We start from the raw sequence: 23,734 nt of genomic DNA, 5'->3' as shown, positions 1-23,734 counted from the left end.
GGCGGATGTCGAACCTCTCCTTCGTCAACATGTCTCGCGGATTCGCCCTCGCGAGCTCGGGCAGAGCCACCACGATGAAGCTCCTGATCTCCCTCCTGGCCGCGCTCTCCGTCGTGCTCGGGGCGGCGCTGCCCGCGCGGGCGCAGGCGCCGGGGGCGACCGAGCCGCGCGGCCAGATCGCGCTGCGCGCGGAGGCGACCGGCGCTCCGGTCGAGCTCGCCGCGAGCGGGCCGGACTTCGCTGGCTCGTTCACGATCGAGAACCGCGGCGACGGCCCCCTGAGGGTGACGCGGGTGATCGTGCGCACGTCGCCCGAGGATCCGCGCGTCCCGCCGGGCGTCAGCGCGGAGCTCGAGGGCGGCGGCGCCGCGGCGACCCTCGCGCCGGGCGCGAGCCGGAAGGTCCTCGTCCGGTGGAAGACCGCGGGCGCGCGCGCGCGCGAGCTCTACGGGCACGTCGTCGTCGAGTCGGACGCTGTCGCGGCCGGCGCGGCCGGCGTGGTGGAGCCAGCGCGGACCCTGGCGATGGGCATCCACGCGGAGCGCGGGCGCGGCCTCGGCTTCGTCGGCGACCACATCCTCTCGATCATGACGTTCCTGCCGCTGCTCGGGGTGGTCGCGGTCTTCCTCGCGCACGTCCTGCGCCTCCGGGACGACAGGAAGCTCCGGCTGATGACCGTCGTGCTGATGGGCGTGAACCTCGTCCTCGCGGGGTGGCTCTACGCCCAGTTCGACCGGGGCTTCACCGCGGCCGACGGCAACGACGGCTACCAGTTCATCGAGCACGGCGTGTGGATCCGCTCGCTGAACGTCGAGTATTTCGTCGGCGTCGACGGCGTGTCGATCTCGATGGTCCTCCTGACCGCGCTGATCTCGTTCGTGGGCGCCCTCGCGAGCTACAGCGTCCAGGATCAGCTCAAGGGCTATTTCGCCATGTACAACCTCCTCGTCACGGGGATGTTCGGCGTCTTCATCGCCCTCGACCTGTTCCTCTTCTTCGTGTTCTGGGAGGTGATGCTCCTGCCGATGTACTTCCTCATCGGCATCTGGGGCGGGCCGCGGCGCGAGTACGCGGCGATCAAATTCTTCCTCTACACGCTGGCCGGCAGCGTCTTCATGCTGCTCGCGTTCATCTGGTTCTACCTGAACGCCGGCCACACCTACCTGGTCGACGGCCAGGCGACCGAGCGCATCTTCTCGATCCCGGAGCTCTCGCGCGTCGCCTTCACGGCGCAGGGGCTGGAGATCCTCGGCATCGCCGCGGTGAAGGTGGTCTGGATCTGGCTCTTCGTCGGGTTCGCCATCAAGATCCCGATGTTCCCGTTCCACACGTGGCTGCCGGACGCCCACGTGGAGGCGCCCACGGCGATCAGCGTGATCCTCGCGGGGGTGCTCCTCAAGATGGGCACCTACGGCATCCTCCGCATCAACTTCTCCCTGCTGCCCGAGGCGACGCAGTGGGCCGCGCCGGCCATGGCGGCGTTCGGGGTGGTCAACATCCTCTACGGCGCCTTCTGCGCCATGGCGCAGAGCGACCTCAAGAAGCTCGTTGCCTACTCGTCCGTCAGCCACATGGGCTTCACGCTGCTCGCGCTCGGCGCGATGACGCCGCAGGGCATCCAGGCCTGCCTCGTCCAGATGTTCAACCACGGCCTGATCACCGGGATGCTCTTCACCCTGGTCGGCGTGATCTACGACCGCGTGCACACCCGCGACATCGACAAGTTCGGCGGCCTCGCCGCGGAGATGCCGCTCTACACGGCGCTCGTGGGCTTCGCGTTCATGGCGTCGCTCGGCCTGCCCGGCCTGTCGGGCTTCTGGGGCGAGGCGATGACGTTCATCGGCGCCTTCCCGCGCTACCGCGCCCTCACGATCCTCGCCGCCGTCGGCGTGATCGTCGCCGCGGCGTACCACCTCTGGGCGTTCCAGCGGATGTTTCTCGGCACGTTCCGCGCGTCGTGGCGGCAGAGCAAGTACCTCGAGCCGTTCGGCGGGAAGTTCCCCGAGATCAGCGGGCGGGAGCTCGCGTCGATCGCGCCGCTCGCGGCGCTGGTCCTCGTCCTCGGCTTCTGGCCGCGCCCGCTGCTCAGCCTCATCGACCGCGGCGCCCTCGAGGTGCACCGCCTCGTCGACAGGCCGGGGCAGTTCCAGATCGCCGGCGCGCCCGGCGTGGACAGCGCCGCGTCGGCCCGCGCCGCGCGGGCCCCGGAGGAGGGCGCCGCGGCGGGCCGGGGTGCCCTCGCCAGCGCCAGATAAGCCGTGGAAACCCGCACCCTCGACAACCTGGAGAGCCTCGCGTACTTCGCGCCGGAGCTCGGCCTCATCGCCGCCGTCCTGCTGCTCGTCGCGTGGGACCTCGCGGCGCCGGCGCGCCTCAAGCTCGGCGGCCTCGTGATCATCAGCCTCGCCGCGCTCGGCTGGTCGGGCGGGATGGGCGCGTACTTCCTGGCGAGCGACGCCGGGCCCCAGAACCTCTTCTACGGCCTGCTCGCGTTCGACCGCTTCTCGAACCTGTTCCGCGTGATCTTCGCGTTCGTCACCGCGGCGATCGTCCTCTTCTCGGTGCCGCCCTCGAAGGAGACGGGGGTCGAGCCCGAGCTCCGCCGCGAGACGGGCGAGTTCTTCGCGCTGATCCTCGCGCTCTCGCTCGGCATGAACCTCATGGCGGCGAGCCGCCACCTGCTGCTCATCTACCTGTCGCTCGAGCTCGTCAGCGTCATCAGCTTCGTGCTCGCGGGCTTCAAGATCAACGACGCGAAGTCGAGCGAGGCGGCGCTCAAATACGTCATCTTCGGCGGCGTCGCGTCGGGGATCATGCTCTACGGGATGAGCTGGATCTTCGGCATCACCGCGTCGATGCGCCTCGGCGAGTGCGCGGCCCGGATCGCCGAGCTCACCGCGCAGCAGGGCAGGGTGCCCGAGGTCGTCTTCGTCGGCACGGCCTGCATCCTCGCGGGCTTCGGCTACAAGATCAGCGCCGCGCCGTTCCACATGTGGACGCCGGACGTGTACGAGGGCGCGCCCACCCCGGTGACAGCGTTCCTCTCGGTCGGGCCGAAGGCGGCGGGCTTCGCCGTGCTGGTCCGCTTCTTCTGGGACGCGCTCGGCGCCGCGAGCGCGACGCCCGCCGTCGAGACGCCGTGGTCGGTGCTCGCCGGGTGCCTGGCGATGGCGACAATGACCATCGGCAACCTCTCGGCGCTCGGGCAGGAGAACGTGAAGCGCATGCTCGCCTACTCGAGCATCGCGCACGCCGGCTACATGCTGCTCGGCTTCTCCGTGTTCAGCGACGCCGGCCTCGCGGCGATCGCGTTCTACGTCGTCGCCTACTGCTTCATGAACCTCGGCGCGTTCATGGTGGTGATGGCCGTGGCCGAGACGAGCGGCGGGGACGAGACGCTCTCCGCCTTCCGGGGGCTCGGGCGCCGCGCGCCGCTCGTCGCGGCCTCGATGGCCGTGTTCCTGATCTCGCTCACCGGCCTGCCCCCGATGGTCGGCTTCGTCGGCAAGTTCTACCTCTTCTCGGCGCTGATCTCCGCCGGGGGCGCGTGGAACTGGGTCATGGCTGTCGTCGGCGTGGTGAACAGCGTGATCTCGCTCTTCTATTACGCGCGCGTGCTCCGCGCGATGTACCTCGAGCAGGGCGAGCGCACGGAGCCTGCGCCCGTGCGGCGGTTGCTCGGCGCGATGACCTGCGCGCTCGCGGTTCCGACCCTGCTGCTCGGGGTCTACTGGGGGCCCGTTTACGATTTCGTGGCGCGCTCGCTGACCATGATCCGCTGACCGCGGGCTGACATGCGCTGCTGGCCGCGCGCACCACGGAGGACGTGCGCCGACCGCGCGCCGCGCCGCCGTCGCCCCCGGCCGGCGCGCTCGCCGGACCGCACGCGGCGGTATCGATCTCCCGGCGATCCTTGCTAGTGTGCGCGCGCGTGGCCACGACGCAGGACGCGAGCTCTCCACAGGAACGCTTCACGCGGGGGGTTCGCCTCGTCCCGGGCGGCCTCGACATCGGCGGAAAGCTGGTCCCGCTGTACGCCGGCAGCCTGCATTACTGGCGGCTCGACCCGCCGGACTGGCGCGCCTGCCTCGAGGCGACGCGCGCGCTCGGCGTTCACCTGATCGACATCTATGTGCCGTGGGCCGTTCACGAGACAGGCCCGGGCCAGTTCGATTTCGGCCAGCTCGACCCGCGCCGCGACGTCGGCGCCTTCCTCCGGCTCGCGCGCGAGCTCGGCTTCTATGTCATCGCCCGCCCCGGCCCGCACATCAACGCGGAGCTCACCGGCTTCGGCATCCCCGAGCGCATCCTGTGGGACTCGAGCTGCCAGGCCCGCTCGGCGCGGAACAACCCGGTCGTGCTCCCGATGCTGCCGTACGGGTTCCCGGTGCCGAGCTACGCGAGCGACGCGTTCCACGACGAGGTCGCCCGTTACTTCCACGCGCTCGGCCCGGTGCTCCGGCCGCACCTCTATCCGGACGGGCCGATCGTGCTCGTCCAGATCGACAACGAGGGCGCGCTCTACTTCCGCGACGGGGCGTACGACCAGGACTACCACCCGGACGCGATCTCCCTCTACCGCGGGTTCCTGCGCGAGAAATACCGCACGATCGAGGCGCTCCAGCAGGCGTACGCGCGGCGGGCGGAGCCCGCGCCGGAGGGCGGCGCGCCCGAGGACGCCGCGGCGGCGCTCCTGCGCGCGGTCACCCGCGAGCGCGCGCCCGCCGACGAGGGCGATCTGCGGTTCGCGACCATCACGCCGCCGGTCGCCTTCGACGCCGAGGCGCCGGCCGATCTCGCGCGCCACCTCGACTGGAGCGAGTTCCACGAGCACCTGCTCGAGACCGCCATGGGCCGCTTCGCGAACGCGCTCGCCGCGGCCGGCGTCGACGGCCTGCCCACGATGCACAACTTCCCGATGGGGCAGGAGGCGACGCCGCTGAACGCCGCCCGCATCTCGCGCGTCGTCGACCTCGTCGGCCTCGACTACTACAGCGTCGCGAGCCCGAGCAGCCGCCAGATCATCGCCCGCCGGACGAGCGAGCTCGCCGTGCGCTGCGAGGCGCTCTCGCTGCCGCCCTTCGCGTGCGAGATGGGCGCCGGCTTCCCGCCGTTCTTCCCGCCGCTCGAGGAGCGCGACAGCGTCTTCGTGATGATGGCGGCGCTCGCCTACGGGCTGCGCGGGTACAACATCTACATGGCGGTCGAGCGCGATCGCTGGATCGGCGCGCCGATCGACCCGCACGGCCGCCCGCGCCCGTTCGCCGCGTTCTGGCGGAAGCTCTCCGCGGCGCTCGAGGCGACGGCGTTCCACGCGCTCCGCCGCCCGGCGCCGGTGCGCATCGTCACCCCGCGCACCGAGCGCCGGCTGAGCCGCGTGATGCACGCGTTCGGCCCGCTCACCGGGGCCTTCTTCTCGATCCTGAACTTCGGCGCGCGCGACAGGTGCCTCGAGGACGACCTCGGCCTCGGCTACCCGCTCGCGGTGGAGTCCGACACGTTCGTGCGCGCGTTCGAGGAGGCGCTCGACGCGCGCGGCGTCCCCTACGCCCACGTGGGCGGCGAGGATCGCGACGTCTCGCTCGCCGGCGCGCGCTGGATCATCTGCGCCACCGCGGGCGGCCTGAGCCCCGAGCTGTTCGCGCGGCTCGAGGCGGCGGCGGGGCAGGGGACGCTGATCACGCTTGGCCCGCGCGAGCCCGCGTTCGACGGCGCCTTCCGCGAGCTCCCGCAGCCTTACGACCTGAAGCGGCTCCTCGCCCCCGGCCAGAACCTGCCGGCGCTGCTCCAGGACGATCCCGCGGCGGCGGACAGCGCGGTCTCGCGCGCCATCGACGCGCTCGGCCTGCCGACCTTCGCGTGCGATCCCAGCACCGTGTTCGCCACGCTGCACGAGGACGCGTCGGGCACCCCGCGGGTGCTCTTCCTGCTGAACCCGGAGGACGCGGACGTGGTGGCGCGCGTCACCGTGCGCGCGTCGCGGGCGCGCGACGTGCTGGACGACGCGCGCTTCGAGGCGCGTCGAGGGGCGCTGGAGGTGCGGCTCATGCCCCGCACCGTGCGCATGCTGGCGCTGGAGTGACGAGCGCGGGGGAGCGAGCCGGGGTTCGCTCCATGCATCCCTCGACATCGAGCGACACGCCGAGCGCGCCGATCCGGGCGCGAGCTCCTGGCCGTGGCCCGCGGTGAAGCGATCGTGGCCGTCGCCTGGAGGATCGAGGGCGGTCCCGGATGAGAGGGCGAGTTGAGCCGCCTCGACGCCAAGGGCGCGAGAAGAGATCTCCGAGGGGCTCCAGGCGTGCTTGGCGTCTTCGGCTGTGTCGTCCGGGCCGCTGCGCGCTGGCTCGTCAGCGGTCGAACCGCAGCGAGTTGCCCTCCGCGTCGCGGAAGCGGCCCATGCCGATCATGAGCGTGTCGATCAACGACCAGATGCCGAGTCCACCGCACGTCAGGAGCTTGGCGATGCCGAGGCCGGTCTGGCCGAGGTAGAAGCGATCGGCCCCCAGGGTGCCCAGGAAATACGAGAGCAGAAAGAGCGTGGACTGGCTCCTGGTCGGGTGACCGACGGGCGGGTCGCGCTTGAGCACGAGACCCTGGGCATCTCGCATGGAGCCCGTGCCGATCAGGATCATGTCGATGAGGGTCCAGAAGCCGAGACCACCGCACGTGAACAGCTTCAGGAGCCCGAGCCCGGTCTGGCCGAGGTAGAAGCGGTCGACGCCGAAGATCCCGAGAAACGCCGCGAGCAGGAAGGCTGTCGCCTGGTCCTTGTCCGAGGTGCCCTGGATCGGGCCGGGGTGCGATGGTCCGCCGCCGTACGCGGGCGGCGGCCCCCAGCCACCTCCCGGCGGCGCGCCCGGTCCTCCCGGCGGCGGTCCCCATCCACCTCCCGGCGGTCCGCCCGGCCCCCCGGGCGGCGCTCCCCAGCCAGCGCCCGGCGGCGGGTAGCCCCCGCCGGGCGGCGCTCCCCAGCCAGCGCCCGGCGGCGGGTAGCCCCCACCGGCCGGCGGATATCCCCCTGCGGAGGGCGCGCCACCGCCGCCAGGGGTCACGCCCTGTCCGCCTGGCGTCGCGCCCTGCCCGCCTGGCGGGCTCGTCCCCCAGCCACCGCCGTTTCCCCAGCCATCGCCTCCGGGCGGAACCCCACCACCGCTCGTGCTCATCCTTGTTCCCTCCAGCGGACGTGGCGGCGATGGCTGTCGTGAGCCTTCGCGGTCGTCGGCCGAGCTTGACTGTATCGCGGAATCTGCGCGCTGCGCTCGCGCCGCCGTGGAAATTGCTGGTGTATGCCGAACGCCCACCCTACCTTGGGCGCGCAACGGGTCGCCGAGGGCGGCGCACAGGCAAGCGCACACGGCAATGAACGAATCTCAGTCCGATCGATGGCTGTCGTTTGCCCTCCGGGCGGGGCTCGTCGCGCTGTTCTTCTGGATGGTCAAAGGGCTGCTCGTCCCGGTCCTTCTCGGCGGCCTTGTCGCGCTCCTCGTCTCCCCTCTCCAGCGCCGCCTCTCGCCTCGACTCGGCCGCTTCCGCAGGTTCGCGCCCGCGATCTCCACGGTCGGCGTGGTCATCCTCGTGTGCATCCCGCTCACGGTCATCATCATCGAGGCCTCCGCCTCGATCAGCCGCTTCTTCGCCCGGGACTGGTCCAGCACCATCGAGCGCTTCCAGGGCATCCTCAACGACGGGCGGATCACGGGGCTGATCAACAGGGCGGGCCTGTCCGGGGACGACGTCCGCAACTACGTGAGCAACCTGTTCCAGCGGGTGGGCAGCTCGATGGCGGGCTTCGCCGGGGGCATGGTCGCCGCGGTGCCGCAGTCGATCGTCGACGCCTTCCTGTTCACCGTGGCGCTCTACTACCTGCTCCGCGACGGCGGCCTGCTGCTGCGCTGGCTGCTCACGCAGTCGCCGTTCCGGCACGAGGAGACGGACGTCCTCTTCTCCTCGATCCAGGACACGGTGCACGGCGCCGTGCTCGGCCTGCTCGCGACCGCCGCCGTCCAGGGGACGCTGACGACTGTCGCGCTCTTCGTCTTCAAGGTGCCGGGCGCGTTCCTGTTCGGCCTGCTGGCCACGCTGCTCTCGCTCGTGCCCATGATCGGGACCACGCCGGTGACGCTGGGCGCGGCCGTCTACCTGTTCATCGTCGGTCGCATCGGCGGCGGCATCGGCATGTGCGTCGCGGCCGGCCTGATCGGGCTCTCGGACAACGTCATCCGGCCGTGGGTGCAGAGCTCGCACGGCGGGATGCACCCGCTCATCGCCCTGCTCAGCATCTTCGGCGGCCTCGAGCTGTTTGGCGCGGCAGGCATCTTCATCGGCCCGGTCGTCGCCGCGATCGTGCTCTGGGCGGTCAACACGCGGTCCTCCATCGCTGGCTCGAGCCTCCCGCTCGGCCTGCACGCCTCGCAGCCGCCGCCGGCCTCGCTGGGGCCGACGTCGCGACCGCCGCCGACCTCCGGCGCGCCGCCGACGTCGCGACCGCCGCCGACGTCCGGCGCGCCCCCGACGTCGCGACCGCCGTCGTTCTGAGGCGGCAGCGCGCGGCACGCCCGGCGCGCGCGGCGCACGCTCACCAGCGCTCGATGCGGTATCCGCGCCGCTCGGCGACGCGGCGCAGCCTGGGATCGGGGTTGACGGCGACCGGCGCGGCGACGAGCTCGAGGAGCGGCAGATCGCTGATGCTGTCCGTGTAGAACGTCGCGTCCTCCAGCCGGAACCCCTGCGCGTCGGCGAGCGCCCGCGCGCGCGCGACCTTGCCCTCTCCGAAGCAGAGCGGCTGCTCGGCGCGGCCGGTGAAGCGCCCGTGCTCGTCGATCTCGAGCACGCTCGAGACGAGGTGCTCGATCCCGAGCCGCCTGGCGAGCGGGTGCGAGGCGTAGCGCGACGCGCCGGTCACGATGGCGCAGAGGTCTCCTGCTGCCTTGTGGCGCCTCACGGCCTCGCGCCCCCCGTCGGCGATGTGCGGCTCGACGTGGAGCCGGAACCAGTCGTCGCAGCGGGCCGCCATGACGGTCTCGGGCATGCCTTCGAGCGAGACCAGCGCCCGCTCGGCGACCTTCACGGCGTCGAGCACGCCGAGCGTGTACTGCCCGACCCAGTAGAGGGTCCTCAGCAGATCGCGCGTCGTCGCCTCGCCGATCTGGCGCTGGTACTTCACGTAGAGGCTCGCCGTCTCCTTGCGCAGCAGCGTGCGGTCCATGTCGAACAGCGCCGCGCGCCGGCGCGCCGCGCGGCCGCCCTGCGGCGCGGCGCCGTCGTGCCGCGCCGGCGCGCCGGGGGTGCGCGGCGCCGTGTCGTCGAACGAGGTGCTCACGGCGATAGACCGTAACCGCGGGCGAGGGTGAGGGAGAAGAGGTTGCACGCCGCGTGGAACAGGAGCGGCGCCCCGACGCCGCCGGTGCGCGCCCGCAGCCACCCGAAGAGGAGCGCCGGGAAGAACACGGCGAGCCGCGCGGGGTGCTGGATCGTGAGCACGTGTCCGAGCGCGAAGATCGCCGACGAGATGAGCCACGCCGGGCCGAGCCTCGCGCCGAGGACGCGGACGCGCGGCGGGAAGACGCGGTCGAGGGCGCTCTGGAGGTAGCCGCGGAAGAACGCCTCCTCGGGCAGCGCGACAACGAGGAGCTGCGCGGCGATCTCGTCGGCGGAGGGCGGGCGCAGCACGAACGGCGAGGTCGCTGCCCAGTACAGCCGGTAGCCGAGCCAGAACGGCGGGAACACGATCGCGGCGGCCAGCGACGCCCACGCGACGGCGCGGAGCGCGGCGCGGGCGAGCCGCTCGGCCGACAGCGGCACGGGCTCGAGGATCCCGCCGAGCGACAGGCCGTGATCGCGGATGGTCACCTCGTCGTACCGCAGCACGAGCCAGAACGTCGCCGCGAGGAACGTGAGGCCCACGAGCGTGCCCGCGTAGCTCGCCGGCGCCGCGTAGGAGACAGCGGTCACCGCGGCGGTCGTGGCGGCCGCGGCGACGAGCGCGCGCGCGGCGGTCGGCTCGGGGGGTCGCGGGCGCTCGCCGCGGGGCGCGCTCGCGGCGTCCACGTCGGCGGGCGCGCTGGGCGCCTCGCCGCCGGCTCGGGGGTTCGCGTCGCGGCTCGGGTCGATGGGCGTCGGCGGTTGCAAGGCGTGTTCGTCGCGGGGCGTGCGCGCGGGCGGGGGCGTGCGCGGGATCGTGGCGCCGCGGGCGTCGCGGTCGCGCGCGCTCAGCGTAACCGCGAGCACGCCGGTCCGCGACGGTCAGCGCTGGGCGGGGGCGCGCTGGGCGCTGCTCACCGGTCCAGCCACCGCCCATTTTCTAGCCTTCCATCCCGGTCTCGTTAGAGTGCGGCCGCTGTGCCGTTTTCCCGACTTCGCTGTCTGCTGAAGCCGCTGGCCTGCGCGCTGATCGCGTCCGTCGCGTCGCTCTCTCCGGGGCCCGCATCGGCCGCGTCGCCGTTCCTCATGACGCCGGACGCGAGCATCGTCGAGGCGTCGCCGGCGTACCGCTACGCCAACATGACGGACGACGAGGCGATGGCCGAGCTGGATCGCCGGAAGATCCTTTACATCAAGGTCGACCGTGCGCCCGGGGTGCGCGCGCCGATCCGGCTCACCAGCCGGCTGAACGGCGTGCACTTTCATTCGGTGCTCCCGCCCGAGCAGCGCGTGACGAGCGTGTTCGAGATCCTGGACGCGCGCCTCGCGCTCGCGCTCGACGATTTCGCGGCCTTGCTGGCGCGGCACGATATCGACGAGGTCGTTCATTACACGATGTACCGCCCCAACATGCCGATGCCGGGCCGCGACGGCGCGGGCGACGGGGGAGATCACGGGCACCCGACCGCGCAGGCGACGGCCGCGGACAGCGCCGTCCGCAAGGGATCGCCGAAGCCCGCTCGGCCCGTGGGCCTCGGCGAGAAGGGCGCGCTCGACGCGACGTCGAAGGCGCTCAAGGAATCGCCGAAGGCTGCGCCCGTGGACCTCGGCGAGAAGGGCGCGCTCGACGCGACGAAGGTGCCCGAGGAACCGCCGAAGGCTGCGCCCGTGGACCTCGGCGAGAAGGGCGCGCTCGACGCGACGAAGGTGCCCGAGGAACCGCCGAAGGCTGCGCCCGTGGACCTCGGCGAGAAGGGGGCGCTCGACGCGACGAAGGCACCTGAGGAGCCTCCGCGACACCCGAAGGAGAAGGGCGCCGCGAAGACCGTGGCGAAGAAAGGCGCTGCGGAGGCGAGCCCGAAGGACAGAGGCGCTGCGGAGGCCGTTGCGAAGGAGAAGGGCGCCGCCGGGGCAGCTCCGAAGGACAAGGGCGCCGCCGAGGCAGCTCCGAAGGACAAAGGCGCCGTGGGGGCCGTTGCGAAGCAGAAGGGCGCCACCGGGGCAGCTCCGAAGGACAAGGGCGCCGCCGGGGCAGCTCCGAAGGACAAGGGCGCCGCGGGGGCCGTCGCGAAGCAGAAGGGCACCACCGGGGCAGCTCCGAAGGACAAGGTCGCCGCGGGGGCCGTTGCGAAGCCGAAGCTCGCCGCGGAGGCCGCCCGGGGCGCCGCCCCGAGCGCTCCGGCCGATCGGCCGGATGCGACAGCGGCGCGCAGCGGGCCGTCAAAGACGGCGGGCAAGGCCGGGGCCCGGCGCGTAGCGCTCCGCGAGCCCGTGGGCTCGGCCCGGGCCACGGCGTCCTCGACAAGGCGTCGCGGCGACGTCGCCCTGCGCAGCGACGCGGGTCAGAAGCCGCGCGGCACGTGGGCTCCGCCTGGCACGCGTCACCCCGCGGGCCTGGCCATCGACGTCGGCGCGCTCAGGAAGCGCGACGGCACCTGGATCAGCGTCGCGCGCCATTTCCACGGCCGCATCGGGGACAAGACGTGCGGAGCAGGGGCGCCCCAGCCCGAGCTGCCCGAGGCGCGCGAGCTCCGGTCCATCGTGTGCGAGGCGGCCGATCTCGGGATTTTTACATACGTACTGACGCCCAACTACAACGCGGCGCACGCGGACCATTACCACATGGAGATCAAGGCCGGCGTCCGGTGGTTCCTCTACCACTGAGCGCGCGCCGCGCGCCGCATTCCGCTGCACAGCCCTGAAACGGCGCGCAGCGGGCTCCACTGCACATCCGTTGATTGCGCGTTTTTTGGTGAGTCGCGCGGTTTGTTCGCGCAACTTTCGCCGTGAGAGCGACGATTCCTTTCCCGAACGAAGGCGCCGGCTTTCCGCCGCGCGCCCCCGCAAGGGAGGTCGACGGACATGGTGCAAGAGAACGACGGACAGCCGCTCCCGGGGACTCCATACCGCCTGCTCCAGAGGATCGGGTCGGGCTCGTGCTCCGAGGTCTTCGAGGTGCTGGGGCGCCGCGGACAGCTCCGGGCGCTCAAGCTGCTCCGCGCCATGCACGAGGGCTCGAGCGAGGTCAGCGCGCGCCTCGTCCAGGAGGGGCGCGCCCTCGCGGCGCTGAGCCACCCGCACATCGTGAAGGTCGAGGAGGTCGGCGTGACGAGCGACGGCCGGCCGTTCCTCGTCATGCCGCGCCTCTTCGGCGAGACGCTGCGCGAGCGGCTCGACGCGCGCGGCCCGCTCGCGACGCCCGCCGCCGTGCGCATCGCGATCCAGGTGCTCGGCGGGCTCGCGGCGACGCACAGGGCCGGCATCGTCCACCGCGACGTCAAGCCGGCGAACGTCTTCCTCGTCCAGCCGCGCGCCGGCGGCGAGCACGGCGCCGACGATCTGGAGTGCGCGTCCGGCGCGCTCGAGATCGACCACGCCGTGCTCATCGACTTCGGCATCGCGAAGGTGAGCTGCGACGGGCTGGAGCCGTCGACCGGATCGAACGTCCTCGGCACGCCGCGCTACCTCTCACCGGAGCAGATCCGGGGCGAGGAGGTCGACGCGCGCACCGACGTGTACGCGGTGGGGCTCCTGCTCTTCGAGGCGATCACCGGGCGAGGCCCGTTCCCGGTCGTCGACTCCATGGCGGTGATGCGGGCGCACCTCCACACGCCGGCGCCGCGGCTCCGCTCGCTGCTCTGGGTACCTCCGGCGCTCGACCACGCTGTCGCGCGCGCCCTCGAGAAGGACCCGGCGCTCCGCTGGCAGACCGCCGACGCGATGGCCGCCGCGCTCGCGGAGGCGCAGGGAGAGAACGGCGGCAGGGAGACGCCGGCCGACGGCGGCGCGGGGCTCGCCGCCCCGCCGACCGGCGAGCGCAGCGCGCGGCCGCTGCTCGCGCACGGAGCGGCGCGATGAGCGGCGCGCTGGCGGAGCGCTCCGAGCCGGGCACCTTGCTGTACGCGCGCGGCGCCTTGCTCGCGCCGAGCCACCCGCGCGCGCGGCAGCGCGGCGCGCTCGTCGAGGGCGGGTCCTGCGCAGGGACGCCTCAGCTCCGCGCGTCCGAGATCGGCTCTTGCGCAGGGACGCGCCAGCTCGGCGCGTCCGAGATCGGGTCTTCCGCAGAGACGCGGCAGCTCCGCGCGCTCGTCGAGGGCGAGCCGCTCCAGGGCACGCCCTACAGAGTGGTGCGCCTGCTCGGCCAGGGCGGCATGGGCGAGGTGTACGAGGTCGAGCACCGCGAGCTCGGCCGGCGGTTCGCGGTGAAGGTGCTGCACCGGATCCACGCCGGCCGCCTCGATCTCTCGGCGCGCATGCGCGCCGAGGCGCGCTCGATCGCCCGCCTGCGCCACCGGAGCCTCCCCGAGGTGTTCGACCTCGGCGCGACCGACGGCGGCCGCCCCTACTTCGCCATGGAGCTCCTCGAGGGGCGCGACCTCAGGACCGAGCTCGCGCGCCTCGGCGTGGTTGCGGTCCCGACCGCGCTCGGCCTGGTCCTGCAGGCCCTCTCCGCGCTGTCGCTCGCGCATTCGGCGGGCATCGTCCACCGCGACATCAAGCTCGAGAACCTGTTCCTGTGCGACGACGGCGCGCTCAAGGTCCTCGACTTCGGCGTCGCGAAGCTCCTCCACGCCGGCGCCTCGCTGACCGACCCGGACGCTGTCATCGGCACGCCGAGGACGATGGCGCCCGAGCAGTGCGCCGCGCGGCCGATCGATCCGCGCGCGGACATCTACGCGATGGGCCTCGTCCTCTACGAGCTCGTCGCCGGGCGGGGCCCGTTCGACGAGCTGCGCGGCCGGCGCGACGCGCTCCGCTTCGCCCACTGCGAGCGGGAGCCGCCGCCGCCGTCGCGCCTTGCGCCGCAGCCGATCCCCCCCGCTGTCGAGCGGCTGATCCTGCGCGCGATCGCGAAGGCTCCGGAGCACCGCTTCCAGACGGCCGCCGACATGGAGGCCGCTGTGCGCCGGCTGCACGACGGCGCGCAGCCCGGCGCGGCGCCGTCGTCCGTCGCGAGGGAGCTCACCCCCACCGCGACCGACGCGCCTGCGGCCGTCGCGAGCGCGCGCGGCGCGCCGCAGCGCCGCCCGCGGCCCGCCTCGCCGATCGGCGGCAGGGCCGGCGCCGCGCTCCTCGCGCGCCGGCCGCGGGCGCGCTCGCGCCAGCGCGCACGTCCGGCGCCGCGCCCCGCGTCGCGCGCCGCCCCGCTCGGGATCTGCGCGCTCGCCATCGCGTCCGCCGCGCTCGTGCTCGCGCTCGCGCAGCGCTGGCTCCCCGACAGCGATCCTCCCTCGCCGGCGCCGCCCTCCGCGCGCGCCGCCGCGCAGGTGCGCTCGGCTGTAAGGTAGCCTCGTCGAGCCCGTTCTCCGGTCGACACCGCATCACCGCACCGCGGAGTGGAGGCACCATGGACCGGACGCGACGAATCGGGCTGGCTTGTTTGGCGATATCGCTCCTCGCGAGCACGGCGTCCTGCGGCGGCAGCACCGCGCCGCGCGCCGCCGACGCCGCGCCGACGGGGCGAAGCGTCGCCGCGGCCGCGAGCGATCCCGGCGTCGCGCCCTCCGGCGCGAGCGGCTTTCCGGACGGCGCCGCCTTCGAGCAGGGCGCTCCTCCCCCGGCGGCGCCGGCGCCGCGCGACGCGCTGCCCTCCGCGCCCTCGGCCGACTTCGAGCGCCCCGCCGCCTCGCAGGGCGCCGGCCGCGGCGAGGGCGCGGCGCGGAGGTCGCCGAGCCGCGAGATCGCGCCGGAGCCGATCGAGCGCCCGGGGCTCGGCACGGAGTGGGGCGAGACGCGCGTCTCCCGCATCTCGACAGCGCCGTTCGTGCGGGCGGATGCCGAGCGCCCGTTCGCGGCCGCGAGCCTGTTCTACAACGACGCCGAGGGCGCCCGCGCCATGGCGCGCGCGTCCGGCTTCCGCCGCACGTCGCCGCAGGCGTTCACGCTGGCCGGCGGCGCCGTCGAGGTCGGGCTCCGCGCCGGGAGCGGCGGCTTCCTGAGCGGCTTCGTCGCCGGCGAGACCAGCCACGTCGTCGGCGAGGCCGGCCAGCGCTACAGCATCGTCCTGCGCAACCTCACGCCGACCCGCATCGAGTGCGTCGTCTCCGTCGACGGCCTCGACGTCATGGACGGCGAGCCCGCGGCGTTCGGCAAGCGCGGTTACCTGGTCGATCCGCACGGCGAGCTCGAGATCGACGGCTTCCGTCAGAGCATGGACACTGTCGCGGCGTTCCGCTTCGGCTCGGTCCGCGGCTCCTACGCGAACCAGAAGCACGGCGACGCGCGCAACGTCGGCGTGATCGGCGTGGCCCTCTTCCACGAGCGCGGCACGACGCCCTGGACGCTCGACGAGCTCCAGCGCCGCCGCGAGGCCGACCCGTTCCCCGGGCAATTCGCCACGCCACCCGGCCGCTGAGCCTTTCCCGCGGGCTTCCGGGCCGCCGCCGCGCTCCGGGAAAATCAAGCTCCCGCTCCGGCCCCCTTCGGGCTACGCCACGCCACGGTGACGAGCTTATTGAACCCGTCTCAACGTGCGGCCGTCGAGCACGAGCTCGGGCCAATGCTGGTGCTCGCGGGCGCCGGGTCCGGCAAGACGCGGGTGGTGACCACGCGCATCGCCCGCCTGCTCGACCGCGGCGTCTCTGCGCGCTCCATCCTGGCGATGACCTTCACCAACAAGGCCGCCGCCGAGATGCACGAGCGCGTCGGCAAGCTCGTCGGCGCGAAGGTCGCGCGCGAGCTCAAGGTCTGCACCTTCCACCGCTTCGGCCTCGACGTGCTCGGCGCGGAGACCCGCGCGCTCGGCCTGCGCGGCGGCTCCTTCGCCATCTTCGATCAGTCCGACGCGCTCGGCGTCATCCGCGAGATCCTCCGCGAGCTGCGCGCCGGCAAGAGCTACGACGTCGGCGCCATCCTCTCGCGCATCTCGAACGCCAAGAACGCGTTCCTCGACGCCGAGTCGTGGGCCGAGGCGCAGCGGCAGGGCAAGGGCATCGACGAGTACGACGAGATCTCGATGCTCGTCTACCCGCGCTACATGGCGGCGCTGCGCTCGTTCCAGGCGTTCGACTTCGACGACCTCATCTGCGAGGTGGTGCGCCTCTGGCAGGCGCGCGCCGACGTCCTCGAGCGCTGGCGCATGCGCTATCGCTTCGTGATCGTCGACGAGTACCAGGACACGAACCGCGCCCAGCTCGAGCTCCTGCGCCTGCTCTGCGGCGAGCACCGCAACGTGGTGGTCGTCGGCGACGACGACCAGTCGATCTACGCCTGGCGCGGCGCCGACGTGCGCAACATCCTCGACTTCGAGGAGCACTTCTCGGGCGCGAAGGTCGTCAAGCTCGAGCACAACTACCGCTCTCGCAAGCCGATCCTCGACGTGGCGAACGCGGTGCTCGCAAAGTCCGGCGGCCGGCGGCACAAGAAGTCGCTCATCGCCACGCGCATGGAGGGCGACAAGGTGCGCTCGATCATCTGCGTCGACCCGGACGTCGAGGCGAGCTTCGTGGCCACCGAGGCGCAGCGCCTGCTGGAGCGGGAGGGCGCGCGGCCGAAGGACATCGCCGTGCTCTACCGCTCGAACCTCCAGGCCGCCGCGATCGAGTCCGCCCTGAAGGAGCGGCAGATCCCGATCCGGATGATCGGCGGCCAGCAGTTCTTCGAGCGCAAGGAGGTGAAGGACCTCATCGCCTACCTCCGCGTCGCGCTCAACCCAAACGACGAGATGTCGCTGCGGCGCATCCTGAACTACCCGGCGCGCGGCATCGGCGATGTCGCGGTCGCCAAGCTCGGCGCCTACGCGACAGCGCACGACGCCTCGCTCTGGATGGCGGTCTCGCGGCCGCACGCCATCCACGAGCTGACCTCCGCCGCGATCGAGGGGTGCCGCCAGCTCCTCCGGATCATCGAGGCCACGCGCGCGCGGCTCGACCGCGGCGAGCCCTCGGCGGAGATCGCCCGCGCGCTCCTCGCGGACGCCGGCTTCAAGGAGGACATCACGGCCGGCTCCTCCACGAACAACGCCGCGGCGCGCCGCTGGGGCAACCTCGAGGGGCTGCTCAACGTCTTCGCGCGCCGCGACGACAAGGGGAAGGGGGATCGCGAGAACTTCGCCGAGTTCCTGCGGCTGCTCGCGCTCCGGCAGGACTCCGAGGAAGAGGAGGCCACCGACCGCGTGACGCTCACAACGATGCACGGCGCCAAGGGGCTCGAGTTCCCTTACGTCTTCGTGATCGGCCTGGAGGAAGGGCTGATGCCCCACCAGCGCAGCCTCGACGAGCGCGCCACGGACGCCGCGCCGATCAGCGCGGAGGGGGGCGAGGCGGGCGGCCACAGCATCGAGGAGGAGCGGCGGCTCTTCTACGTCGCGGTCACGCGGGCCCGCGATCGGCTCTACCTCACGCGGGCGAAGCACCGCGGGTCGCGCGGCAAGATGGTGCCGAGGACGCCGAGCCGGTTCGTGCTCGACATCCCCCCCGAGCTCCTCGACGAGCGCGAGGAGATCGCGCCCGTCGCGCCGGGGATGGAGAAGGTCAAGGCGGGCGCCGCCGGCGTGCTGGCCGCGCTGGCGATGAACCCCTTCGCCGGCGATCCCCCTCTCATCCCTCGCCGCCGGTCCTAGCGCAGTCTTTCTCCGCTCGCTTCCCCACGGAACAGAGCGACGGTCACCCGCACAGCAGACGGGCCCAGATCGGCGTTTTCGGCGCGCAGGCGTACTCCCGTACGCCGAGCACCGAAAACGTCGAGGTGGGCCCGTATCCGCAGCGGGTGACTGTCGCTCTAGATGGCGGCGCCCTGGGCGGCAGCGAAGCCGACGCGGGTGATCTCGGGAGCGCCCTTGCGCGAGACGAAGTCGCGGAAGCTCTCGCCCTCGGCGCGCTCGGCCATGTAGTAGCGCGCGATGGCCGCGATCACCTTGGACGTCTCCTCCTCGGGGATGCGGCCGTCGAGGCGCTCGCCGATGCGGGCGTTCGGGCCGCAGCCGCCGCCGACGCGGAGCGAGTAGTGCGGGCGCTCGATGCCGTCCTTGCCCTTCACCATCAGCCCCGTCATCCCGATGTCGGCGACGTGGTGCTGCCCGCACGAGTTCGGGCACCCCGAGATCTTGATGTCGAACTCGCCGAGGGCGCTCACGAAGTCGTCGGCCTCCTGGCGGTTGCCGTTCGGCACCAGGTGCTCCCGGATGCGCGACCCGACCTGCATGCTCTTCGTGATCGCGAGCGTGCAGTAGTCGCCGCCGGGGCAGGTCACCACGTCGGTGATGTGCCCGGCGTCCGCCTCGGCGAGCCCGATCTGCGTGAGCTCGCGGTGCAGGCCGAGGAGCTGCCCCTCCGGCACCCAGCGCAGCACGAAGTTCTGGGTGTTCGTCGCCCGCACCTCGCCGTTGCTGTAGCGCCGCGAGATGTCGGCCAGGCTCTTGAGCTGCTCGCTCGTGATGTCGCCGAGCGGCAGCTTGACCGTCGCCACCCGGTAGCCGGGCTGCTTCTGCGCGATCGTGTTGGTCCGCTTCCAGCGCGCGAACGCGCCGTCGCCGAGCGTGTCGCGCAGCGGCGTGAGCGGGGGCGGATCGCTCTCCCGGTACTCGGACACGCGCCGCACGATCTCGGCCGCGAGCGCATCGCCGCGCTCCGCCTTGATGCGGTCGAACTCCTCGTCGAGCCGGCGCAGGAACTCGGCCTCGCCGATCTTGCGGAGCAGGAACTTGAGCCGCGCCTTCTTGCGGTTCTTCCGCTCGCCGTCCCGGTGGAACACGCTCACCACCGCCTGGCAGACGGGCAGCAGATCGGACACCGGGATGAACTCCCGCCAGAGGTGCGCGACCTCGGGCGTCGAGCCGAGGCTGCCGGCCACGTAGACGGCGAAGCCCTGGCCCGTGTCGCCGATCTTCGCGAGCAGGCCGATGTCGTTGATCATGATCTGCGCGTGGTCGCGCGCGCTGCCCGACAGGGCGATCTTGAACTTCCGGGGCAGGCGCCGGTTGTGCTCGTGGAAGAGGAAGTGATCGGTCAGGGCGTGCGCGTAGGGCGTCACGTCGAAGACCTCGTCCTCCACCACGCCTGCGAGGTGGGACGCGGTGATGTTGCGGAGCGTGTCCGCGCACGCACCGACCGTCGTCACCCCCGCGCGTGCGAGCACGCGCTGCAGGTCGATGGTCTCCTCGATCTCCAGGTAGTGGAGCTGGATGTCCTGGCGGGTCGTGACGTGCGCTAGCCCGCGACCCCACCGCTCGGTGACTTCCGCAAGCGCTTCGAGCTGGGCGGCCGTGAGCTGCCCGCCCGGGATCTTGATGCGCTGCATGTGCTTCACGTGAGCGAGCTGCGCGTAGACACCCATGGCCAGCCGCAGGGGGCGGAACTGGTCGGGGGTCAGCTCACCACGTTTGAATTTGGCGACGTTCTCGGCGTGTTCGTCGATGGCCGCCGCAAGGCGCTCGACTGGTTGCGACATGACTGATGCTATTCCCTATATTTCCGACGCGTCAAGTGCGACAATTATCCAGGCCGGTGACCGAGGTACCTGGCCGTCCAGCGCCATGAAGATCGACCTGCCGAACTCGACAGATGCCGTGCACGCGGGCGTGCTCCGCGAGCGCCCGTCCCACACCCTCGCCCCCGCGATCGCGCAGACAGCCACCTACACGTTTGCGGACACGGCGGATCTCGAGCGCTACTTCGCCGGCGGCGACGCCGATCCCGAGCGGCAGGAGTACGGCCGCTACGGCAACCCCACGGTGCGGGAGGTCGAGCGGCGCATCGCGGCGCTCGATCGCGCGGAGGACGCCGTGCTCTTCGCGAGCGGCATGGCGGCGGTGACGACGACGGCGTTCGCCCTGCTCAAGGCGGGCGATCACGTCATCCTCTTCCGCGACGTCTACCGCCGCACGCGGCAGTTCGTGATCACCGTGCTCGCGCGGCTCGGCGTCGAGCACACGCTGATCGACCCGGGCGCGTTCGACCAGCTCGAGGCGGCCTTCAGGCCGCGCACCCGCTTCGCGCTGAGCGAGTCGCCGACGAACCCGTACCTGCACTGCATCGATCTGTCCCGGTTCGCCGAGATCTGCAGGAAGGCGCGGGTCAAGACGATCGTCGACGCGACCTTCGCGACCCCGTACAACTCCGACCCGATCGGCCGCGGCATCGACCTCGTGGTGCACAGCGCCAGCAAGTACCTGTCGGGCCACAACGACGTCCTCGGCGGCGCGGTCTCCGGGTCGGCCTCGCTCATCTCGCTGGTGCGCGACATGCGGAGCGTGCTCGGGTCGGTGATGGACCCCCACGCCGCGGCGCTGATCGGCCGCGGGATGAAGACGCTCGCGCTCCGCGTCGAGCGGCAGAACGCGACGGGGCTCGCCGTCGCGCGCGCGCTCGAGGCGCACCCCGCCGTCGAGCGCGTGTTCTACCCGGGGCTCCCGTCGCACCCCGATCACCGGATCGCCGCCGAGCAGATGCGCGGCTTCGGCGGCGTCGTGAGTTTCATCGTGCGCGGCGGGCGCGAGGCGGCGTCGCGCGTCGTCGACGGCGCGCGCATCGCCGCGATCGCCCCGAGCTTCGGCGGCGTCGAGACGCTCATCGAGCAGCCGTGCATCATGAGCTTCCACGAGCTGAGCGACGAGCAGCTCGCGGCGATCGGCATCTCCCCCGCGCTCATCCGCCTCTCGGTGGGCGTCGAGGAGACCGAGGACGTCGTGAAGGACGTCCTCGGCGCGCTCGACGCGCTCGGCAAGGCCTAGCTCCCGAGCTTCCGCAGCTTCCGCTGCAGCGTCCGCCGGTCGATCCCGAGCAGCTTCGCCGCGGTGGCCACCACGCCGCCCGACTCCCGGAGCGCGGCGCGGATCGCCTCGCGCTCGAGGTCGTCCAGCTTCAGGCTCCCCGGCGGCGGCGTCGGCGCCGACGACGGCGGGGGCCGCTGGCGCTCCCGCAGGCTCGCGGCCTCGCGCAGCAGCTTGTCCGCGTCGACCGGCTTGCTGAGCAGCGTGTCCGCGCCCTCGCGCATCGCCGCCACCGCGAGCGGGATGTCCCCGAAGCCGGTCAGCATCACGATCGCCGCGTCGGGCTGCAGCTTGCGGTACTGGGCGAGCGCGCTCAGCCCGTCGCCGCGCGGCATGCGGTAGTCGATGACCACGAGATCGACCGGCTCGTACTCGAGCGCCACGAGCCCCTCGTCGATCGTCGCCGCCGTCCTCGCCACGACGCCGCGGCGCCGCAGCGCCCCCTGCAAGGTCGTGCGGAACGCGTCGTCGTCGTCCACGAGGAGCGCAGTCTCGATCCGTCGCGTCATCTTCACCTCAGGCGGCCCCGGCGCGCTTCAGCGCGGCGGGCAGATCCAGGTCCGTGGGGCCCGTGGTCCCGTCGAGGCGGAGGCGCAAGGTCGCCTTCGCCCCGCCGGTCTCGACGCTCTCCATGCGCAGCACCGCGCTCATGCGCGAGGCCATCATCGAGCTGATGTACAGCCCGAGCCCCATCCCGCCCTGCGACATCTTCGTCGTCTGGAACGGCTCCCCGAGCCGCCCGGCGATCTCGGGGCTCAGCCCCGGTCCGCTGTCGGAGACCGCGATCTCGCAGACGTCGCCGCGCTCGAGGACGCTCACCTCGATCCGCTGCTCGGCCGCCTCCGCCGTCGCCTCGGCGGCGTTGGCGAGCAGGTTGACGAGCACCTGGCGCAGCGCCGGCCTGAGCACGTTCGCCTGCACGGGCCGCGGCGTGTCGAACGCGAGCTCGCCCCGGAAGCCGAGCCGCGCGAGCTCGACCTTCGCCAGATCGCGCACGAAGCGCGTGAGCTCCAGCGGCTCCAGGCGCTGGTCCAGCCGGATCTGGCCGCGCATCAGGCTGATGATGTCGCTCGCCCGGCGCGCCTCGCCGGCCACTGTCTCGGCCATGGCCGCCGCGTCCTCCGAGCCCGTCTCGCGCGCCACGTCGACGAGGTCCTTGCTCGCGAGGAGGATCGTCGCGAGCGGCGTGCTGAGCTCGTGCGACATGCCGCCGACCATGCGCCCGAGCATCGCCAGCCGCTCGTTCCGCTGGCTCTGCTGGCGGAGCTCCTCGAGCCGGTGCGCGTAGACGACGACGAAGAAGCCGAGGAACAGCGTCAGCGACGTGAGCGACACGAGGTCGCCGAGCTGCCGGATGCGGTCGCTCCCGAGCGGCGCGGAGCCGAGCGGCAGCGGCGCCGCGTGCGTGAGCACGCCGATCGCGGTCAGCGTCAGCAGGCCCACGAGCACGGTCGTGCGCCGCGGGCAGAGCAGGCCGGAGAGCGCGATGTGGAAGGTGAGGAAGACGGCGAACGGGTTCTCCAGCCCGCCCGAGAACCAGAGCATCCAGGCGCTCGCGATCACGTCGCCCATGAGCTGGGCGCGCGCGAGGTCCTGCGCGGGCTCGCGCGCCGACGGCTCGCCCCCGGACCGCTGACGCGCGCGCCGCACCCAGAACGTCCAGGCGACGTTGGCCAGCGTGATCGCCGCGATGCCGAGGATGAGCGGCCCGAGCCTGAGGTCGGGCACGAGCTTCCTGCCCGCGAGCGTCGTCGCGATCATCCCCGCGATCGCCACCCAGCGGAGCTGGATCAGCCACCGATCGGCGGTCTCCCACGACGGGGGCTTCGGCCCGGACAGCAGCACCGCGAGGCGGCGCCGCGCCGCCGGGGGCGCGCCGCTTCTGGAGGCATCGGAGCTCGCGTCGAGCGACCAGGACTGGAAGGAGGATTGCATCCGCGCGCGGACAGGGAGGGCTTTCAGGGCGGGGTCGAGCTGCCCGGAGTTCAGTCCCGGAGCAACCTTCCGACCTTGCCTTGCGACCGGTCCCTTGTACCGCGCACGAAAGCCGCGAGCACGCCCGAGGTGCGCCGACGCGCAAATCCGGGCGTGATCAGGGAAAACCCCTGAGATTTCCGCGACTTGAAGTTGTAATCTATCTAACGATCGACGCGTGCGCGCGGGGCGCTCGGCCCCGCGGACGGTCAGTGGGGACCTTCCGTCCCCTGGTGGACCTGCTTGGGCGGCGGGGCGACCTTGTGAGGCCGCTTCACCGCCCAGTTGTCGACGGCGCGCTTCCCGTCGAACGGCGCCTTCAGGTCGGCGGGCCGCTCGGCCTCGATCGGCTCGGCCCGGCCACGGTTGTTCGTGTCGAACATGGTGAAGCCGATGAAGATCGCCAGGAAGATGAGCGACGACGCGAAGATCAGGGCGTGGAACTTATGGTCCCACTTCAGGTGCATGAAGATGAGCGCCACGACGCCCGCCTTCACCGTCGCGATGAGGACCGCGATGGCCAGGTTGGCCGCGCCGAGGTCGACGTAGCTCGCCCCCACGGTCACGACCGTGAGGACGAGCAGCGCGAGCCACGTGGCGATGTAGACCTTGAGCGGCAGGACGTGGGGGACGTGGTCTCCACCGTGCCCGTGCCCGTGCCCATCGGCTGCTTCTGCGTGTGTCGACATGCTG

General features: G+C 72.4%; 17 protein-coding genes. 10 read left to right on the top strand and 7 right to left on the bottom strand.

The features are described 5' to 3' along the window. The first annotated feature begins 5 nt into the window (after window positions 1-5). The 3 genes from WMF42_RS37810 (at window position 6) to WMF42_RS37800 (ending at window position 6,082) form a co-directional block, all read left to right on the top strand. Entirely contained in the window at window positions 6-2,255 is a 2,250-nt protein-coding gene (locus WMF42_RS37810) for a complex I subunit 4 family protein (RefSeq protein WP_061612244.1), read from the top strand. Between the two features lie 3 nt (window positions 2,256-2,258). Then, a complete protein-coding gene (locus WMF42_RS37805) occupies window positions 2,259-3,782 on the top strand; it encodes an NADH-quinone oxidoreductase subunit N (RefSeq protein WP_061612245.1) in 1,524 nt (507 codons plus the stop codon). 149 nt (window positions 3,783-3,931) lie between these two features. Then, entirely contained in the window at window positions 3,932-6,082 is a 2,151-nt protein-coding gene (locus WMF42_RS37800) for a beta-galactosidase (protein ID WP_437688022.1), read from the top strand. Window positions 6,083-6,347: 265 nt separating this feature from the next. On the opposite strand, the gene WMF42_RS37795 is transcribed toward WMF42_RS37800, so the two are convergent. Beyond that, window positions 6,348-7,163, bottom strand: coding sequence for a TM2 domain-containing protein (locus WMF42_RS37795; RefSeq protein WP_199694251.1), 816 nt, complete (start codon window positions 7,161-7,163; stop codon window positions 6,348-6,350). A 196-nt stretch (window positions 7,164-7,359) separates the two neighbouring features. Between WMF42_RS37795 and WMF42_RS37790 the strand changes: the two genes are divergently transcribed. Further along, entirely contained in the window at window positions 7,360-8,535 is a 1,176-nt protein-coding gene (locus tag WMF42_RS37790) for an AI-2E family transporter (protein ID WP_061612248.1), read from the top strand. Window positions 8,536-8,575: 40 nt separating this feature from the next. Here WMF42_RS37790 and WMF42_RS37785 read toward each other — a convergent pair whose 3' ends face one another. After that, on the bottom strand, window positions 8,576-9,319 hold the full coding sequence (locus WMF42_RS37785) for an HAD family hydrolase (RefSeq protein ID WP_437688019.1): 744 nt from the start codon (window positions 9,317-9,319) through the stop codon (window positions 8,576-8,578). Then, window positions 9,316-10,128 carry a myxosortase MrtC gene (mrtC, locus tag WMF42_RS37780; protein ID WP_434043456.1) on the bottom strand — a complete coding sequence of 271 codons (813 nt, stop codon included), beginning with the start codon at window positions 10,126-10,128 and terminating at the stop codon, window positions 9,316-9,318. Before mrtC ends, WMF42_RS37785 begins: the two co-directional genes overlap by 4 nt. A 210-nt stretch (window positions 10,129-10,338) precedes the next feature. On the opposite strand from mrtC, the gene WMF42_RS37775 reads away from it, so the two are divergent. From WMF42_RS37775 to WMF42_RS37755, 5 genes are all read left to right on the top strand, one after another. Then, window positions 10,339-12,024 (top strand): extensin family protein, encoded by a 1,686-nt coding sequence (locus WMF42_RS37775; RefSeq protein ID WP_437688017.1) that lies wholly within the window; start codon window positions 10,339-10,341, stop codon window positions 12,022-12,024. A 198-nt stretch (window positions 12,025-12,222) separates the two neighbouring features. Continuing rightward, the gene (locus WMF42_RS37770; RefSeq protein WP_437688015.1) at window positions 12,223-13,218 is read left to right on the top strand and encodes a serine/threonine-protein kinase; all 996 of its coding nucleotides are present in this window, start codon (window positions 12,223-12,225) and stop codon (window positions 13,216-13,218) included. Continuing rightward, complete coding sequence (locus tag WMF42_RS37765) at window positions 13,215-14,648, top strand: serine/threonine-protein kinase (RefSeq protein WP_437688013.1); 1,434 nt, start codon at window positions 13,215-13,217, stop codon at window positions 14,646-14,648. The genes WMF42_RS37770 and WMF42_RS37765 overlap by 4 nt, the downstream gene beginning before the upstream one ends. A 92-nt stretch (window positions 14,649-14,740) precedes the next feature. Further along, window positions 14,741-15,715, top strand: a complete 975-nt coding sequence (locus WMF42_RS37760; RefSeq protein WP_437688011.1) for a hypothetical protein — start codon at window positions 14,741-14,743, stop codon at window positions 15,713-15,715. 87 nt (window positions 15,716-15,802) lie between these two features. Next, entirely contained in the window at window positions 15,803-17,920 is a 2,118-nt protein-coding gene (locus tag WMF42_RS37755; RefSeq protein ID WP_233562701.1) for an ATP-dependent helicase, read from the top strand. Window positions 17,921-18,078: 158 nt separating this feature from the next. Here WMF42_RS37755 and WMF42_RS37750 read toward each other — a convergent pair whose 3' ends face one another. Further along, a complete protein-coding gene (locus WMF42_RS37750; protein ID WP_061613275.1) occupies window positions 18,079-19,746 on the bottom strand; it encodes a nitrite/sulfite reductase in 1,668 nt (555 codons plus the stop codon). A gap of 85 nt (window positions 19,747-19,831) precedes the next feature. Between WMF42_RS37750 and WMF42_RS37745 the strand changes: the two genes are divergently transcribed. Further along, window positions 19,832-21,028 carry a trans-sulfuration enzyme family protein gene (locus tag WMF42_RS37745; protein ID WP_434043449.1) on the top strand — a complete coding sequence of 399 codons (1,197 nt, stop codon included), beginning with the start codon at window positions 19,832-19,834 and terminating at the stop codon, window positions 21,026-21,028. Here WMF42_RS37745 and WMF42_RS37740 read toward each other — a convergent pair. The 3 genes from WMF42_RS37740 to WMF42_RS37730 form a co-directional block, all read right to left on the bottom strand. Further along, entirely contained in the window at window positions 21,025-21,576 is a 552-nt protein-coding gene (locus WMF42_RS37740; RefSeq protein WP_061613280.1) for a response regulator transcription factor, read from the bottom strand. The genes WMF42_RS37745 and WMF42_RS37740 overlap by 4 nt on opposite strands. Window positions 21,577-21,583: 7 nt before the next feature. Then, window positions 21,584-23,002: an ATP-binding protein gene (locus tag WMF42_RS37735; protein WP_061613273.1), complete on the bottom strand. Its 1,419-nt coding sequence runs from the start codon at window positions 23,000-23,002 to the stop codon at window positions 21,584-21,586. A gap of 248 nt (window positions 23,003-23,250) precedes the next feature. Further along, on the bottom strand, window positions 23,251-23,730 hold the full coding sequence (locus WMF42_RS37730; protein ID WP_437688009.1) for a cytochrome C oxidase subunit IV family protein: 480 nt from the start codon (window positions 23,728-23,730) through the stop codon (window positions 23,251-23,253). Window positions 23,731-23,734 lie beyond the last annotated feature (4 nt).

Source organism: Sorangium sp. So ce176, from assembly GCF_051519835.1.
Lineage (GTDB): Bacteria > Myxococcota_A > Polyangia > Polyangiales > Polyangiaceae > Sorangium > Sorangium cellulosum_G.
This window is presented reverse-complemented; position numbering and strand designations above follow the sequence as displayed.